Here is a 16,626-nt window from a genome sequence, read left to right on the forward strand (position 1 = left end):
TGGTTGGCAAGCTATTGGTTGGCACTTGCGTTGTATTGGTAATTTCAATAGCTGTATTAAAACACCATGAAGTGGCAATAAAGGGGAGTAAAAATGGCAAACTGCTGAGCAATTGTGGCAAAAAAATGGCAATTGTGTTTTTAACCTTACTTAGCGCAAAAACTTCGCTATAGTGCGCCTAAGTCAATATGAGTAATTAAAAAATGAAAAAAATAGCTATCGTTGAAGATGAAACTGCCATTCGCGAAAACTACATAGAAATGCTGAGCGCTCAAGGCTATCAGGTAAGTGGTTATGAAAACCGCCCTCAAGCAGAAGTAGCTTTTAAAGAAGCACTCCCCGATTTAGCCATTGTTGATATTGGCTTAGGCCATGAAATAGATGGCGGCTTTTTACTGTGCCAAACACTGCGTTCACTTTCTAAAACCTTACCAATTATTTTTTTAACCGCTCGCGACAGCGAAATAGACACCGTATGCGGCCTGCGCATGGGCGCCGATGACTACTTAACCAAAGATATTAGCTTAGCGCATTTAGCCGCGCGTATTGGTGCGTTATTTCGCCGCATGGAAGCATTAGAGCAACCCGCCGATGCCAACGCATTAATAATTCGCGGTCAACTAACACTCGATACGCAACGCATGCAGGTGCTTTGGCAGCAACAGTTGGTTGATTTAACCGTAACTGAGTTTTGGATGCTGCATTCACTCGCCCAACGACCTGGCCATGTTAAAAGCCGTAATGAGTTAATGAGCGATGCTAAAATTTATGTAGATGACAGCACCATTACCTCGCATGTAAAACGCATTCGCAAAAAGTTTATAGCACTCGATAGCCAGTTTGACTGCATTGATACCGTGTATGGCATGGGTTACAGGTGGGAGCAACCCACATGCTGAGATTTGGCCTACGCAGTAAATTTATTCTACTTTCATGCTTTTTGTTTTTGTTGCCATGGTTAGGCTACGAGTACGTATGGGAAATGGAAAAGTTTTTACGCCAAGGCCAAGAAAAAACGCTCGTAGGCACTACACGCGCACTGGCAACAGCCCTGCACGAACGCCCCGCTTTATTTGACGAACAAACCAACTTTTTAGATCAAGTTGTAAAAGGCCGCGATCTCTATGCTTATAATTTAAAAAGCCCAATTCAGCTCGATGGCAAACTCAGCGATTGGGACGCTTACCAATCGCTGTTTTGGCTTTATGATAAACGCTACTTACAAACAGCCAATGATAACCACCAACTGCGCGACTTATCATTTAGCCACATGGTGGGTAAGTTTGATAATTACTTATATGCGCTCTTTAACGTCACTGACGATGCTTTAGTTTACCGTGCCAAAAACAGCCTCAGCATTACCAATAATGACTATGTAAAAATTGGCCTAAAAAACCCTGATGGGCAATTTAATACTTATATTATTGCTCCGCGCCAAGATGGCTGGGTCAACGCATTTGATGCCAACAGTAAAATGCCTTTTACTAAAATTCAGGGTTTCTTTAAAAAAACTGAAACAGGTTACAACCTTGAGCTGCGCTTTCCTTTGAGTATGCTTGGCAATAAACTGGGATTTGCCATTGCCGATGTTGATAGTAAACAACCAAACCAAACCCCTAGTATTATGTCTACATCGAACTTAAATAACCCGAATGATTTAGGTTCGGTACTGGTGCCCTCCCCTGAAATAAACCGTATATTAAAAGGCATGGGACACAGCGGCAGTCGCATATGGGTGGTCGATAATCATCACCGTGTATTAGCGCAATCGGGCAGTATTCAAAATGCCGATGGCGTATGGGCCGATGGGCTAAAAAATCAAGCGCCAAAAACTGCGTGGCAGCGCTTTGAACAGGCCTATTTACATCCTTTGTATTATAAAATTTTAACGCGTCCTGAAGATGAATTTATAGATACCTTACACGATGTAGCTTCAATGCAAGGCGCTCACTTAGCCAAAGCACTGAAAGGCCAACCGGCCTCGTCTTGGCGACTCACCCCCGACAATAAAGCGGTGATATTATCGGCTGCGTATCCTATTTGGATCGAGGATAAAGTTATTGGGGCAGTTATAGCTGAAGAAACCACCAATGGCGTGCGTACACTGCGTAATAAATCGCTGGAAAAACTATTTAATGTGATTTTAGCGGTCATGTTAATTGGCACAGTCACTTTGTTCTTTTTTGCTTCGCGTATATCGAGCCGTATTAGGCGACTACGCGATACAGCAGAGCAAGCCATTGATGCGCAAGGGCGAGTAACAGGCCATATAAATTACAGCGATGCCAATGACGAAATTGGCGATTTATCGCGTAGCTTTTCAAATATAGTGAGCCGCCTTGGTGGCTATACCGATTATTTAGAAAATATGTCGTCGCGCTTATCTCACGAGCTGCGCACACCGGTTGCGGTTGTCCGTTCATCTCTTGAAAACTTACAAAGCTTGCAGCAAAGTGAACTGAGTCAAAAATACCTTGAACGTGCCAGCGAAGGGGTTGAGCGCTTAGGAAAAATAATTACCACCATGAGCGAGGCAACCCGCCTTGAGCAAAGCATTCAAAGCAATGAGCCAGAGCAGTTTGATTTACAAAAAGTAATTAGTGGCTGTATGCAGGGCTACCAACTTACTTATCCTAACCAGTTATTTACACTCAACATTTGCCAAAGCACACTATTGATGCAAGGTGCCCCTGAATTTATAGCGCAACTGCTCGATAAGCTAATTAATAATGCCTTGGAATTTAGTGAAGCTAACACAGCAATTGAAGTCAGCCTTAAGCAAAATGAAAACAAAGCAACCTTAACGGTAAGTAATACAGGTACCTTATTGCCTGAGGGACTTACTGAACATATTTTTGATTCTATGGTATCGGTGCGCAGCCAACAAATGCAGCAACAACCGCATTTAGGCTTAGGGCTTTATATTGTAAGACTGGTGTGTGATTACCACAAAGGCACAGTAACGGCGCACAATAATGAGCAAGGTAATGGGGTCACTTTTACAGTGAGTTTACCGTTAGCAAATTAGTTAAATGATTTTTTAGTCTTAATTAGTTTTAGCTTGATTTAGCGGGGCTGGCTAATAAGATTAAATTAAATCTAAGAGCCTAATACCTACCGATTAAAAACATTAGTAAAGCAACGAGCAAAGCAGAAAAATAGTGAGTTAAACGGGCATAAAAACGTAACACATTATTTTACAAAAGTTTAATGACAGTACTAGTTGATAACTTTTAAAATTAAGTAAATATGACCAATGTATAAAATTACAAATACATACCCTATAGATATCAAACGATTTAGTACCCATATACCATACAAAAACTTACCATAAAAATAAGTACTCTCTTAACTTGGTATTAAATAGTGCAAAAGATGAAAAAGCAAAGACTGACCGTACACTTTAAAGCTTACCATATGTACTTTACCTACCTCCCCTTAAACGCATACTAGTAGAATAGATGATATCTTCGCTTGAGCAGGAATATTTTGGTGTGGTAGATGAGAAAGGCTGATTTGGCTTGCCAAAAAATTAAATCGAGTTTGCGTTTTTACTGGCTGAATTAGTTTAATACTGAATCAATAATCACTTAACCCAAGTAAAAAATAAAAAAAGGTTGCCTTTATGTAACCTTTGGGTATCATTGATACCTGAAGGTTACATATGGTGTGTTTAGGTATCACATGAAAACCTTAAGTGGAGTAAACACAACGCGACATTATTTGGTCGTCACTAAAAAGGGATATACAACAGATGGCAAAATCAATATCAGTACTACCAGAACAAGAACAGCAATATTTAACAATTACTGGAAAAGCCAGTATTGCTCTAGCGTTTTTCTTGTTAGCAGAGCTGCTTTCAACAATAATCAGCAAAACCGATTCAGTTATATATTTGCTAGTAGATTTAACTTTATTTGCGAGTTTTATCTATTTTCTTGTGTTAGGTACTAAATCCATGAAGTTTGCTAAGCACATATCAAAACTAGGTTTCTGGACATATAAATTTAACGACGAGTATGTGGATTATGTTAGTTCGCTCAGCCTGCGCGCTACATGTCACATTATGGTAATTGGCGGAGCATTTCTAGCATATAGTGGCGACAGTAAGTGGTTTGTGGAATTAATAGCCCCTTTCAACCCCACAGATGCACTTCAAGTATTGCTTTGCCTAGCAGCATCTACACATGGCACATTAATTTTGTGGCAACTTGGCAAGGAAGAGCTTTATGAATGAAGATTTAGATAATCATATTCACAAACTTCGATTACAGCATAAAATATCTCAGCAAGAGTTAGCGGATGCCATAGGCGTTTCTAGAAAAACTATTAGTACAGTAGAAACCGGGCGTTTTACACCGTCGGTGGTTATTGCACTAAAAATAGCGGCTTATTTCGCTATTTCTGTAGAGCAAATATTTACTTTAAAATAATCTTCCTGGCTCTACAGACTTTGAAGATGCTCTCAACAACAGTAAATAGCTATGAGTTAGGTGCTTTTAATAGAAAAAAGCCTTTAAATATTGCTCCCTTACCATCCTTAAATAAACCGCAACAAATGTCGAGCTCATTTAAGGATGGTAAGAAACAGCTACAGATTTTCCTTAAATAGCTTATTAGATTCTACGATATTAATCTAACAATGAGCTTTTGAATGTTATCCAACTCTTTTTTTGGGAGTTTACTGATTGTTTTGTCGTTGCTTTAAAGGTATGAGCAACTGCGATTTAATTAATTGTAATCATTCACTTTTAATTAAGTCGGGTTCACATACTCTGGCGCTATATTAACTCATTCAGCAGTAGGATTTGCCGTGTTGCCATCACTTGAACGAGAAGAGCTCGACTTTATTTTTAGTTTATATAAATCAGATAAAAACGCTGAGCCTGAAGCAACTAAACCACAACACTCAGGTAAACGACCTTCAAAAAGTACCACTTCTTAAGGTATAAGGCGTATCTCGGTACTTAATTTAATCTTCACTAATTAGCTTACCGTACTTGGCTCATCGCTTAAAAACGCTTTAATGCAGTCTATTTCTGCCTGTTTGACCGTTTCGCCTATTTCGGGGCCCTTTTTGCCGCTTTTAAGCGCGTCTTGCACTATCTGTTTTTTATCCATTTTTTGTAGTTCATTGTGAATAGCACGTAATTTAGCGGCTTGTGGATAGGGCTTATCCACCAACGTTTCGCCTCGTCCTTGTGCATCACACTGGCAGGCTTGAGTAAAGGCAATAAAACGCTCTGGATGCACTAGCGCATTTAAATTAGTGACGATTAATTTATGAATAGTTTGCGGTCTTAACTGTTCAAGCGTGTGGCAAAGGGTATGGTTATCACTGGTAAGCACGCCTATATCACGAAAGCGATTAGGCACTTTTAAACGTTCACAAAAGGCCTCAACTACAGCAACCCCTTCACGTTCATGGCCACGTAAATTACCCCGTTTTTTATAGCTTAGTGCTTTACCAAAATCATGGGTTAAGGCGGCAAACCGCGTTTCTAGGTTAAAGCCTAAATCGGCTGCTCGTCTAAGCACTAGCATGGTATGGACAAACACATCGCCCTCGGGATGATGATTTGCCGACTGCGGGGTGTTTTTCATCTGCTCTATTTCAGGAAAAATACCTAACCCATCTAATGCTTGGAAATAAAGCTCAGGGTGTTTTTCGCCAAGCGCTTTTTCTGTTTCAAGCCAGACTCGCTCTGGTACTAGATGTTCCAACTCGCCTTTATTTTTAAGCTCATGCATTAATGCAGTAGTACTTGGATGAATAGACCAGTCGCTACCATAACGCGCTAAAAAGCGAGCAATACGCAATACCCGAACAGGGTCTTCTACAAATGCTTGGGTGGTGTGACGCAGTATTTTATTTTTTAAATCAGCTTGACCATTAAATGGATCAATAATAGTGCCGTTTTCATCTAGTGCCATAGAGTTAATGGTTAAATCTCGGCGTGCTAAATCTTCTTCAAGAGTTACGTTTGGGCTGGCATCCACCACAAAGCCGGTATAACCTTTACCACTTTTACGCTCAGTGCGCCCTAGTGCATATTCTTCTTTAGTGTTTGGGTGTAAGTAAACCGGAAAATCGCTGCCAATGGGTAAAAATCCGAGCGCTTCCATTGTCTCTGGCGTTTCACCAATAACAACATAGTCATTATCTTTTGATTGTATGTTTAGCAGTTTATCTCGCACTGCTCCACCCACTAGGTAAACTTGCTTTAAACTCTGTTGCACTTTATTCCCAACCACTACTTTTAAGCTTTTCTTTGATGTTAATCATACCTAATAGTCATTAAAAAATCTGTGTTGTTTGCCAAGCTTTATTAAGCTCATTACAATAGCGCATTATTTTTTAATACCTAACAGCGAATGAAAAACCACTCAGCAAAAAAAGAACTTATGTTACTGCCCATCCTTTTGGTGGTTATTATTATGTGTGTTGCAGGGCATTTCTTGCTACAGGCTAATTTTCAAGATAGCCATTTGGTTGAGTATTTGTTAGCTGCAATTCCATTTGCTATGTTTGGCTTAGTAATAATAGCCTTTAAAATGGCAGCCAAAAGTGAACAACAAGAAAATGATGAGTAAATAAGTTACTGATAGTTTTTTTCTGCTTTAGTGACTTTGTATAAATAGCGTCTTGATTCTGCACGTGAGTGCTTAGTGGTGAGAATATTATAAAACTGGCTTGCAGTAAGCTGATTTATTTGTGAAAACGCCACACTTCTATTTTTATTAAATATGCGCAGTACATTACCCGCCCCGCCGTTATAAGACGAGATCATGGCAAAGTGCTTACTTTTGTCGGTACTAATTTTGTTTAAGTAGTTATTTTTTAAAATACTTAAATAGGCGCTGCCAATATCAATATTATGTTTTGGATTAAACAATACAGCTTTGGTTGGTTGCCCGGATACTTTTTTTATTTTTTGGTATACATCGCGCCCTGCGGTAGCCGGGATCACTTGCATTAATCCATAGGCATTGGATGAACTCACCGCATGTGGATTAAAGCTACTTTCGGTTTCAATAATGGCATAAATAAGTGCTGCCGATATTTGATATTTTTTTGCAGCCGCCAGCACATAAGCACTGTACTTTTGCTTTCTTAAATGGGCATTTTGCTCGACTAAATCAAAACTAACCGACGAAATAACGTGCCCATATTGACGTTGCTTTTTTAAGTTATTATTTACTAAATAACGCGCAAATCGATTAGCACGCCAGCTATATTTTATGGGTAACTTATCTTGATCGAGCACTTGTTGGTATAAAAACGGCTCACCTTCTAAAATGGGCGCTTCGCTGGTAAAAATATCGGTTTTATCGGGATCGCTAGAGGTCAGTAAGGTCATAACAATGGCCTGCTGTAACAAGCTTATTGTATTTTTTAACGCGATGGTTTCTACTTTTACAGTGCCTTGCTCAAAATCAATAATGGCACGAGCTTGGTAATCATTACTGTATTTTACGTATTTTTTGGCACTAGGTTGCTGAGTGTTTTGTTTACCCCACTTGCGCCCAACAACGCTTTCTAATGCGGCTAAAAGCTGTTTTACGCTACCAACCTGTGCCTTAATAGAACGGTGTGTTTTTTGTGCTTGCTTGTGAATTGCAACCACGTCAGTAGGATCGTTTTTTACTTGCTTTACCAGTTTATTTAAATCAACAACGGGTGGTAAACCTGACAGCGATTTACAGCCACTTAAGCCAACTAGCAAAAGTATAAACGCATACTTTTTCACACAACATCCTAATAAACTTAATAAATCCTCATTTATTATAATACATGATAACCAAACCAGTCAGGTTTAATTGTTTGTGCTTGACCACTTGGGGTTAGTTTAATATTAAGCTGGCTATCGAGTAAATCTATAGCAAAGCAATCATCAACGTCATGTAAATCATCTTTATGTAGATGGCTAAGCCCTGCGAGTAAATCATTTTTAGCGCGCTGTTTTGCTTCTTCACTACTACTGGCAACATACAAAGCAAAGTCGTGTTGCTCTGCTAGTGAGTCGCTTCTGTAAGCACCTAAGTTAACAAAATAAAGCTGCTTATTTTGCTCTACATAACTATCAACTACCTCGACTTTATAACCATCAATGTGATTAACCGCCATGTAGCTATCCATGTGTACGCTATTTTTGTCGCCTACCCACTGACTTTTAAGCTTGCTATAAGTTTGCTCAATGTTTTGACCTACCACAAAGCGTACGTCGTGCATTTCTATGTGGCAACCTTGAATACGCCCACCTAAATACACCATAAATAACTGCATGCTCACTTCCTTTTTTAAAATTACATTAAGCTATCTACGTCAATTTCATGCTTTTTAATCAGCTTATAAAAATCAGAACGATTACGCTTGGCAAGCTTGGCACCTTCGGCCACATTACCCCCTGCCATTTTCAGGGTATTGATAACGTAATCTCGCTCAAACTCTTTTTTAGCGTCGTTAAGCGAAAGTGGCTCAACGTTATTTTCATTGCTATTTAACGCACTAAGCACTAAATGTTCAGATATAACGTCACTTGGTGTTAAGGCAACCACCTGCTCCACTACATTTTGTAATTGACGAATATTACCTGGCCAATCATACCTTACCAATGCATGCATGGCATCGTTTGCAAAACGTTTTTCTTTTTGCTCCATACGTTTTGCAATATTAGCGCTAAAAAAGTTAGCTAATAAGCTAATATCTTCACGGCGCTCTCGCAGCGGAGGAAGTTTGAGGTTTACTACGTTTAAACGATAATATAAATCTTCTCTAAACTCTTGATTGCTAATAGCTTCAGGCAAGTTTTTATGGGTCGCTGAAACAATTCGCACATTAATGGGGATTTCTTCTTGAAAACCGACTGGGCGAATGGTTTTTTCTTGCAGCACGCGTAATAACTTAACTTGTAAATTTAGCGGCATATCACCAATTTCATCTAGAAATAAGGTCCCCCCTTGCGCTTGCTGAAAAAGGCCTTGGTGATCTTTTACCGCCCCTGTAAATGCGCCTTTTTTGTGACCAAATAACTCCGATTCTAATAACTCACCAGGGACTGCACCACAGTTAATAGCCACAAATGGGCCATCACTAACATGGCTGTGCTGATGAATTGCCTGTGCAAGCAGCTCCTTACCCGTACCACTAGCACCAGAAATAAGTACATTTACCTGAGTAGGGCCTAGTAATTTAACTTGCTCTAGCAAATGCAGCATAGCGCCACTGCGAGTAACAATATTGCTTTGCGGAGTAATATCATCATTATTCACCCCATGTATTTCTATGGCTTTAACTAAGCTATCGAATAGCTCATCTTTATCAACTGGCTTAGTAATAAAGGCAAAAATACCTTGCTTAGTCGCCTCTACCGCATCAGGAATTGAACCATGAGCCGTCATCATAATTACAGGTAGTGCTGGGTAGCGGCTTTGCAGCTGCCGATGCAGTGCCATTCCATCCATTTCATCCATTCTTAAATCGGTGATCACCGCATCAAATACTTGGCTTTTAAGTATTTGTAATGCATTCATGCCACTATCACAGGTTGTTACTTCATAACCTTTTGATTGAATTCGAATTGCCAGTAACTGCAGTAAGCTGGCATCGTCATCAACGAGTAACACTTTAGCGCTTGATGGAAGTGTGACTGACATAGTTACTGCTCCTTGGTTTCTTCACGTAATAAAAGTTGCTGTTCAATTGCAGCTAATGACGATAAGGTTTTTTGCATTTCAGCGTTTAATGCTTGCTGTTGTTTTTTGGCATTTATTTGCATTAACACCTGCTGCTTTTGCAGCCATAAATAGTGTTTTATATCGTCTGGCCAATAGTAAGCCTGATCTAGCTTAAGCAATTGACTCATAACAGTATCAGGGTCGCGACTAAGGTTGACGCATGCGGTATTAAAAAATGCCTTAAGTGCTTGCTCCCCTAAGTAAGTTTTATTGTCAGGCGTTAATTTGAAGCCACCACACTGATGGGCATGCCATGCAATAACTTGCGCTGCAGGCGGATACATTAGATCTAGTTTTGGCCGAGGCTTTGGGTTGGGCTGGTTGCTTTTATTGTCGGGCTGAGTTTGAGCTATTAACTTAGGTTTAGCTGTTCTTTGAGTGTTGGTTAATTCACACCCAGATAATAAAACGAGACTGCTGGTTAGCCATAAAATAGCCATTAAACGCGCAGACATATTATTTAACTCCTTTATTTTTATAGGGGATGACAATGTTAAATCGACAGCCTTGCGGCTCATTATGCTCAATAGTTAACTTACCCTGTAACTGTTCAACCGACTCTTTTACTATGGTAAGGCCTAAACCACTGCCTTGAAGACTAATCTCTTTACTGTGTTTACCTTGATAAAAAGCGCCAAAAACATATTCTTTTTCATGCTCTTTAATACCGCAGCCCTCATCAGCGACCTGTATAATTAAGCTATTGCTTTCTAAACTTAAGCTAATCGACACTGCTTGGTTTGACTGTGAAAACTTTAAACCATTAGAGATTAACTGAATTAAAATCATTTCAATTAATTCTCTCGGTAAATTAAGTGCAACTGTCGGTAAGCTATTGTGCCAAATAAGCGACTGCTCTCGTGCATTTAACCTATGTTCAAAATGATTACTTACCTTTTTTATTAGCTGGTTAAATTCCACTTCACTAACATTATCTTTACTAGTTCGAATCGCGTTATAACTTAACAAGCTGTCTATCATAGTGCGTAATCGCACCATAGATTGACTAATTAACTCAAGCACTGCTTTTTGCTCATTATTAATTGGCCCAACAATTTCATCGGCTAATAACTCAGTGCCCTCAACCATAGAGGCCAAAGGCGTTTTTAATTCGTGAGTAACATGGCGTAAAAACGTATCTTTTTGCTGCTCTAGCATATGCAATTGCGCCTGCACCCACTGCAACTTGTTACCTAGTTCAATGAGCTCAGCTGATCCCTGCACTGATATTTTTTGCTGCCAATCTCCTTGGCCTAATTTATCAATAACGGAGGTTAAACCTTTTAAACGGCCACTTATCCGCCATAAAAACCCACCGCCAACAAGTAAGGTTAAAGGCGTAAGTGCCACTAACCAGTTTATAAAGGAGGCTTGTAAATTTGTCAGTTTAATTTGGTTTTGAGTGATTTTGGCTTCATTGGTTTCACGCAACCACATTGTTAGATCTGCCAGTATTTCACTAATTGGCACAAACAACTCTGCTTGCTCACGAGCTTCAACCACCAGTTTGGTATGCGCTGCTTTTAGCGTATCTGTTAACCGTTGCCATTGTTGAGTACTTTGTTGGCTGCTAGAAAGCTGTTTAAGCTCATTTATATTGTCCAGCGATGACTGCCATTTATCCACGATAAGTTTATCAAGTGAATCGCTTTTTAAAACCCAGTTTTGCCTTGTTGCCCTTTCTAAACTATTGAGCTCTTGTTTAAGTGCATTAAACGACTTGGTTACTTGGTAGTTATTACTGACAATTTGCTGTGTGACCGCTAATTGTTTATTTAATACATTTAAAAATACAATAACCACAATAGACAAAGGCAAAAGTGACAACAGCATACTCATTACAAACTGGCCAATCAAATTAGGACGCCAGTTTACCAATGCTTTATATTTTTCAGCCATGATTGCAGGCATACACTAATCCTTTACTACTTTTAAGCGCTCTATTATTAAGCGCTCAACTTATACACTCGCTGAACCAAATACATTTTTGAGAGTAAAACCGTTGCAATGTCGCACAATTGCGACAAGTTAAACACTTGATTTAGAAATAGTAAAAAATTCTAACTAAGAAAATGTTGCATAAAACACACAACCGTCGGTAAATATTACTCATTAAAAACAAGTTAAAAAATTAAATCATTGATTTTTAATAAAAATTAAAGATGGCACTATAATTGTAATACGCTTATAAATATTAATTTTTAAAGGCCAAGGAATGACTAAAGGTTATTTAAAATCTACTGCCTTAATAGCGTTATGTTTAACGAGTAGCCATTTATTTGCGCTTGATGTGAATACAGCATTTTACAGCCTAGATAAAGACAGCAACGGTACATTAAGCGAAGCAGAGGCCGGCGAAGATGCATTACTGCATGAGAATTTTGCACAAATAGACAAGAATGAAGACGGACAACTATCGTTCGATGAATTTAAACAGTTTGTAAAATAAAGGAGTATATTTATGAAACAATTAATTGGTGCTTTTTCGCTACTATTTTTAGCTATTAGCGCGACGGCATTGGCATCGTCGTTAAATGTACGTTTTATGCATTTAGACAAAAATATGGACGGCCAAATATCGCTCACTGAGGCCAAACAAGATAAGCAGCTGCTTAAGCAATTTACTGATTTAGACAAAGACAATAACGAGATGATTTCTAAAAAAGAGTTCGAAAACTTTAAACCTTAAGTTTAGATTCAAGTTAAGTTTTATATTATAGAGTTAAAAGCATTTGCCATAATCCCTGAGGGAGTGTGTAAACGGATTTAATGTTGGGAGTTAAATTATGGCAAGTGCTTTCTTTCAATACTGCAGCAATTAAAATACACCTTGGAACGCCAACTATGAGAATACTGCTTCCCTTTATTGGTGCTTTACTTTTTATCAGCCAAAGTGCATTCGCACTTGATGTAAAGCAACGCTTTGACCATTTGGACAAAAATAATGATGGATATTTAACCCACAGCGAGCTTGCTGCTCAGCCTCAGCTATTAAACTCATTTTCAAATTGGGATGAAAATCAAGACAACAGAATTTCTTTAACTGAGTTTAAAAACTACTTAACCACTAACCTGTACTGAGCATTTATATGAAGCCTTTTCATAATATTATTTTACTAACACTGACTGTTTTTAGCTGTATGAGTTTTGCAACAAGCAGTTATATTGCCGAAAAGTTTGAAAAACTTGACCGCAACCAAGATGGCTTTTTGACTCGTTCTGAAGCTGCCAGTGATCCTGCTTTATGGTCACGTTTTGGCAGTTATGACCGTGATAAAGACGCACAATTGTCATTAAGCGAATACAGCTTGTACGCCAGTAAATAAAGAAAATATATTATAAAGTACGTTTATATACTTTTCCTTTTACCAAAAATTTTTCTTCGGTGGGGGGGCAGTTTTTCAAATATTTTTTACTAACGTCTTTAGATTCAAGCATAAAATCCATTCTAATGTGCGTAAGAATGGGTTGTTTATTTTTATTATTTTCAGCCGGAAGCCATTTCCATAAATTGAGGGATTTTGCGGCTGCTTTATCAAATAGCTTTTGAGGGTATGAAGAAAGTATTTTATAGCCTTGCGCCTTTCCTTCCTGATTAATCATAGTTACGAGCTCAACACACCCTGCAAGCCCTTTTTTAGCAGCTTCAATGGGGTATAAAGGCTCCACTCTTTTAAAAATATTCCAGTAATCTTTTCCCGAATCACGAAGTTCTGCGCTTGATAAATCAATGTAGTCTATTTTTTCAACAGTCTCATTCTCAGGTGATGTTGCACTACATGCGCAGAGAAGTAATGTTAAAGGAATTGTGAGGTAAAGTGGTTTCATAGCGTTTCCTTATGCTTGAAAGTTAAGTTTAAATTTTTAATTTTTTAAACGGTCACTGTTTAACCTACTATAGGTACGCTATTACATCAATAAAAAATCGCTATATTGGTATTCTAAATTTGAGTTTGCTAATGTGATAGTACAAAAAATAACAACATGCCTCTTATGCAACTGAAAAAACTAATAAAACCGATATTGCTAGTAAGCCTTTGCGGCTTATCTAGTGTGGCAATAGCACAAACTAAAGTCATTTATAATGCCAATGGCTACTCACCTTTGTATAAAGGAAAAATGCGCCACGGCGAAGTAAACACATTTACAACCTTAGTCATAAAAGATGGCAAAGTTGTAAAAACCGGTCCAGACAGCTTAAAAAATAGTTTTCCCGGCGCAACCCTAATTGACGCAGAAGGTAAAACTTTACTCCCAGGGCTCATTGATGCCCACGGACATGTAATTGGCCTTGGTGAGAACTTGTCACAGCTGGATGTGCGCGGTGCTAAGTCGGTAGATGAAATAACCGCTAAGCTCAGCGAATTTGCTAAAGATAAAGAAGGTTGGATCATTGGTCGGGGCTGGAATCAAGAACTGTGGTCAAACACCCGCTTTCCTACAGCCGCTGATTTAGACAAAGTCGTTAACGATCGCCCTGTTATTTTATCGCGAGTAGATAGCCACGCTATTTGGGTTAATTCAAAAGCCCTAGAGCTTGCTAATATTAACGCTGATACATTATCACCTACTGGTGGAGAAATTATAAAAGATGAGTTTGGTAAACCCACCGGCATTTTTATTGATAAAGCAGAAACCTTGGTTACCCAGCATATGCCTGCAACGTCTGCACAATCTGTCAGTAATGCATTAGATGCCGCAGGTAAACACTTACTAAGCCTAGGTATCACCTCAACTCACGATGCAGGTATTGATAAAACCACTTGGCAAGTTTATAAACAACGCGCCGAGTTAGGCACATTACCGCTTAGAATTGTAGCGATGTTAAGTGCAGCAAGTCCAGACTTAAGCGCCATGCTTAAAGCGGGTCGTTATCAAGATGCACAAGACTATTTATCTATCCGCAGTGTAAAAATTTATGCTGATGGCGCATTAGGGTCACGCGGTGCTGCGCTTATTGAAGAATACGCTGATAGAGCCAATCACTTTGGCCTAATGCTTGAAACCCAGCAAAAGCTAGAGCAATTATTTACCCAAACCTTTAAAAGCGGTTTTAGCGCTAACACACATGCAATTGGCGATAGAGCCAATAAAATTGTGCTAGATGCCTATCAAAATGTATTTAAACAAACCGGTGGCATACTACTGCGCAATCGTATGGAGCATGCACAAATAGTTTCACCCGCAGACATTCCACGCTTTAAAACCCTGAAAATAATTCCATCTATGCAACCTGTGCATGCCACATCAGACATGCATATGGCAGAGCAGCGTTTAACCGATAAGCAACTTCAAGGCGCTTATGCTTGGCAAACATTTTTAGACCAAGGCTCAACGATTGCGGCGGGGTCTGATTACCCTGTCGAACTGGCGAACCCGTTCGATGGTTTGTATTCTGCGATAACGCGCATGGATCATAATCAACTGCCTGAAAACGGCTGGCGCGCCAGTGAAGTATTGAGCAGAGAAGATGCATTGCGTGCGTTTACCCTTGGCGGCGCGTATGCAGCGCATCAAGAGTTTAAAGTAGGAAGTTTAGAGCAAGGTAAATGGGCTGACTTTATACTGGTTGATCAAGACTATTTTAAAGTGCCTATTGAGCAGCTTTACAAAACTCAGGTGCTGCAAACATGGATTGCAGGCAAGTTACGTTACCAAAAAGGTTCAGCAAAGTCTGAGTAAAAACAAAAAAGGGTTAACTTAAAAGTTAACCCTTTTTTGTATCAGCTTTAGACTGACGATATAACTTAATAATGTGATAAATATTGACCAAAGCTAATAAGCCATTAGTAAATGCCACCGGAACAGAGCCGATTGCTGCACCGTAAAAAGTAAACGCAATACAGCCCAGTAAATTAAACCAACGTAGTTTGGTTACATCGGTCATGGTCAAGGATATAACTAATAAAGCGGATGCTAAATAACCTAAATATTCCCAACTCAATTGTTCTCTCCTAGGCTTTAGGTTAATATTAACAGCTAAACTTTAGTACATTATTAAAATATGCTGCACAGCAGTTTAAATAAAAAAGCTAACTTACCAATAAAACCTTAAAATATGCTGGTTTTACCCACAATTTTTTAATCATTACACGGTAGAATGAAGGCCATTTAACGCCATTAAATAAATAACAACGTGGGCAAGTTAGCGTAAATTCTTAATCTTAATGCTATCGTCATTAAGGTGTAATAAATAGGACAATTGTCCGAAGAGCATGATTGATGTTTCAATACCATTTTTCCAGTTACCTTGTTGAACAGCTGCTGACATTTGCCGGCAGTAGTTATCAGCAATCAAAAAAAGAAATATTAATACAGCAAGACCAACCACTCACTAAGTTGGTATTGGTGCGAAGTGGTACTGTATCGTTTAGTTATGATGTGGGGAATGGCCGACGCCTGCTTCTTGGTCAGCTCGACTGTAACAACACCTTAATTGGTGAAATTGAAGCACTGAATAATAACCCGTGCATTTACACGGTAACCTGCTTCAGTGATGTAACGTATAATCTTATTGAGCTAAAGCATTGGCGCTCATTATTGCTCGATAAACCAGAACTGAGTCTTTACACAGCGCAAACCATTGCCGCTAAGTTCCAAGAAAATCAAAAGATTAACTTAGATAAACTGTTACTTCCCTTAAGCTACAACATTGCTAAAGATTGCTTATTACGTGCGGAGAATAACAACCCCACTTTATTGCGTGCTTATCCTACGGTAAATGCAGAAGCAGAGCGCTTTGCAACCACTGAACGTGCATACCGACGGGTAGTGAGTGAGTTAGTAGAAAAAAACCTAGTGCAACGAAGCACTCAAGGGCTGCAAGCTGTCGATATTCCTAAACTCAGTGACTATGTAGATAGCTTTGCACAGCTTTAAAGACAATAA

Annotated in this window: 20 protein-coding genes; 12 read left to right on the forward strand and 8 right to left on the reverse strand. The window is 39.1% G+C overall.

Annotated features, from left to right (window positions below; translation table 11 throughout):
- Window positions 1–203: 203 nt before the first annotated feature.
- The 5 genes from pdsR to B1F84_RS18065 all read left to right on the forward strand — a co-directional run bounded on the left by pdsR (window position 204) and on the right by B1F84_RS18065 (window position 4,945).
- Window positions 204–899 carry a proteobacterial dedicated sortase system response regulator gene (gene pdsR, locus B1F84_RS12285; RefSeq protein WP_008111124.1) on the forward strand — a complete coding sequence of 232 codons (696 nt, stop codon included), beginning with the start codon at window positions 204–206 and terminating at the stop codon, window positions 897–899.
- Window positions 893–3,028 (forward strand): proteobacterial dedicated sortase system histidine kinase, encoded by a 2,136-nt coding sequence (gene pdsS, locus B1F84_RS12290; protein WP_131691590.1) that lies wholly within the window; start codon window positions 893–895, stop codon window positions 3,026–3,028. The genes pdsR and pdsS overlap by 7 nt, the downstream gene beginning before the upstream one ends.
- 726 nt (window positions 3,029–3,754) lie before the next feature.
- Window positions 3,755–4,237 (forward strand): hypothetical protein, encoded by a 483-nt coding sequence (locus B1F84_RS12295; protein WP_131691591.1) that lies wholly within the window; start codon window positions 3,755–3,757, stop codon window positions 4,235–4,237.
- Complete coding sequence (locus B1F84_RS12300) at window positions 4,230–4,433, forward strand: helix-turn-helix transcriptional regulator (protein WP_054201830.1); 204 nt, start codon at window positions 4,230–4,232, stop codon at window positions 4,431–4,433. Before B1F84_RS12295 ends, B1F84_RS12300 begins: the two co-directional genes overlap by 8 nt.
- 380 nt (window positions 4,434–4,813) lie before the next feature.
- Window positions 4,814–4,945 carry a hypothetical protein gene (locus tag B1F84_RS18065; RefSeq protein WP_258306396.1) on the forward strand — a complete coding sequence of 44 codons (132 nt, stop codon included), beginning with the start codon at window positions 4,814–4,816 and terminating at the stop codon, window positions 4,943–4,945.
- Between the two features lie 41 nt (window positions 4,946–4,986).
- On the opposite strand, the gene B1F84_RS12305 is transcribed toward B1F84_RS18065, so the two are convergent.
- Window positions 4,987–6,240 (reverse strand): multifunctional CCA addition/repair protein, encoded by a 1,254-nt coding sequence (locus tag B1F84_RS12305; RefSeq protein ID WP_131691592.1) that lies wholly within the window; start codon window positions 6,238–6,240, stop codon window positions 4,987–4,989.
- A 135-nt stretch (window positions 6,241–6,375) separates the two neighbouring features.
- On the opposite strand from B1F84_RS12305, the gene B1F84_RS12310 reads away from it, so the two are divergent.
- Window positions 6,376–6,594 (forward strand): hypothetical protein, encoded by a 219-nt coding sequence (locus B1F84_RS12310; protein WP_076918363.1) that lies wholly within the window; start codon window positions 6,376–6,378, stop codon window positions 6,592–6,594.
- A 5-nt stretch (window positions 6,595–6,599) separates the two neighbouring features.
- Here the strand turns inward: B1F84_RS12310 and B1F84_RS12315 are convergent, their stop codons facing one another.
- From B1F84_RS12315 to B1F84_RS12335, 5 genes are read right to left on the reverse strand one after another with little or no spacing between them, the layout of a single operon-like run.
- Window positions 6,600–7,751, reverse strand: coding sequence for a murein transglycosylase domain-containing protein (locus B1F84_RS12315; protein ID WP_055012986.1), 1,152 nt, complete (start codon window positions 7,749–7,751; stop codon window positions 6,600–6,602).
- Between the two features lie 35 nt (window positions 7,752–7,786).
- A complete protein-coding gene (locus tag B1F84_RS12320) occupies window positions 7,787–8,287 on the reverse strand; it encodes a DUF1543 domain-containing protein (RefSeq protein WP_010387662.1) in 501 nt (166 codons plus the stop codon).
- Window positions 8,288–8,307: 20 nt separating this feature from the next.
- Window positions 8,308–9,657 (reverse strand): sigma 54-interacting transcriptional regulator, encoded by a 1,350-nt coding sequence (locus B1F84_RS12325; protein WP_131691593.1) that lies wholly within the window; start codon window positions 9,655–9,657, stop codon window positions 8,308–8,310.
- A 2-nt stretch (window positions 9,658–9,659) separates the two neighbouring features.
- Window positions 9,660–10,193, reverse strand: coding sequence for a hypothetical protein (locus tag B1F84_RS12330; protein ID WP_131691594.1), 534 nt, complete (start codon window positions 10,191–10,193; stop codon window positions 9,660–9,662).
- A gap of 1 nt (window position 10,194) precedes the next feature.
- Window positions 10,195–11,649, reverse strand: a complete 1,455-nt coding sequence (locus tag B1F84_RS12335; protein ID WP_131691595.1) for a HAMP domain-containing sensor histidine kinase — start codon at window positions 11,647–11,649, stop codon at window positions 10,195–10,197.
- A gap of 304 nt (window positions 11,650–11,953) precedes the next feature.
- Between B1F84_RS12335 and B1F84_RS12340 the strand changes: the two genes are divergently transcribed.
- The 4 genes from B1F84_RS12340 to B1F84_RS12355 all read left to right on the forward strand — a co-directional run bounded on the left by B1F84_RS12340 (window position 11,954) and on the right by B1F84_RS12355 (window position 13,064).
- The gene (locus B1F84_RS12340; protein WP_076920714.1) at window positions 11,954–12,187 is read left to right on the forward strand and encodes an EF-hand domain-containing protein; all 234 of its coding nucleotides are present in this window, start codon (window positions 11,954–11,956) and stop codon (window positions 12,185–12,187) included.
- Between the two features lie 12 nt (window positions 12,188–12,199).
- Window positions 12,200–12,427 carry a hypothetical protein gene (locus tag B1F84_RS12345; protein ID WP_008111149.1) on the forward strand — a complete coding sequence of 76 codons (228 nt, stop codon included), beginning with the start codon at window positions 12,200–12,202 and terminating at the stop codon, window positions 12,425–12,427.
- Between the two features lie 155 nt (window positions 12,428–12,582).
- Window positions 12,583–12,819 carry an EF-hand domain-containing protein gene (locus tag B1F84_RS12350; protein WP_010387655.1) on the forward strand — a complete coding sequence of 79 codons (237 nt, stop codon included), beginning with the start codon at window positions 12,583–12,585 and terminating at the stop codon, window positions 12,817–12,819.
- Between the two features lie 8 nt (window positions 12,820–12,827).
- Window positions 12,828–13,064 carry a calcium-binding protein gene (locus B1F84_RS12355; RefSeq protein ID WP_010387654.1) on the forward strand — a complete coding sequence of 79 codons (237 nt, stop codon included), beginning with the start codon at window positions 12,828–12,830 and terminating at the stop codon, window positions 13,062–13,064.
- 10 nt (window positions 13,065–13,074) lie between these two features.
- Here the strand turns inward: B1F84_RS12355 and B1F84_RS12360 are convergent, their stop codons facing one another.
- Window positions 13,075–13,566 carry an energy transducer TonB gene (locus tag B1F84_RS12360; protein WP_131691596.1) on the reverse strand — a complete coding sequence of 164 codons (492 nt, stop codon included), beginning with the start codon at window positions 13,564–13,566 and terminating at the stop codon, window positions 13,075–13,077.
- A 165-nt stretch (window positions 13,567–13,731) separates the two neighbouring features.
- Here B1F84_RS12360 and B1F84_RS12365 point away from each other — a divergent pair, with 165 nt between their 5' ends.
- Window positions 13,732–15,420 carry an amidohydrolase gene (locus B1F84_RS12365; protein WP_131691597.1) on the forward strand — a complete coding sequence of 563 codons (1,689 nt, stop codon included), beginning with the start codon at window positions 13,732–13,734 and terminating at the stop codon, window positions 15,418–15,420.
- Window positions 15,421–15,445: 25 nt separating this feature from the next.
- On the opposite strand, the gene B1F84_RS12370 is transcribed toward B1F84_RS12365, so the two are convergent.
- Window positions 15,446–15,682: a YgjV family protein gene (locus B1F84_RS12370; protein ID WP_076918372.1), complete on the reverse strand. Its 237-nt coding sequence runs from the start codon at window positions 15,680–15,682 to the stop codon at window positions 15,446–15,448.
- A 278-nt stretch (window positions 15,683–15,960) separates the two neighbouring features.
- Here B1F84_RS12370 and B1F84_RS12375 point away from each other — a divergent pair, with 278 nt between their 5' ends.
- On the forward strand, window positions 15,961–16,617 hold the full coding sequence (locus B1F84_RS12375; RefSeq protein WP_008111159.1) for a cyclic nucleotide-binding domain-containing protein: 657 nt from the start codon (window positions 15,961–15,963) through the stop codon (window positions 16,615–16,617).
- Window positions 16,618–16,626: the final 9 nt, after the last annotated feature.

Origin of the sequence: Pseudoalteromonas sp. DL-6, from assembly GCF_004328665.1 — a bacterium.
Classification (GTDB): domain Bacteria; phylum Pseudomonadota; class Gammaproteobacteria; order Enterobacterales; family Alteromonadaceae; genus Pseudoalteromonas.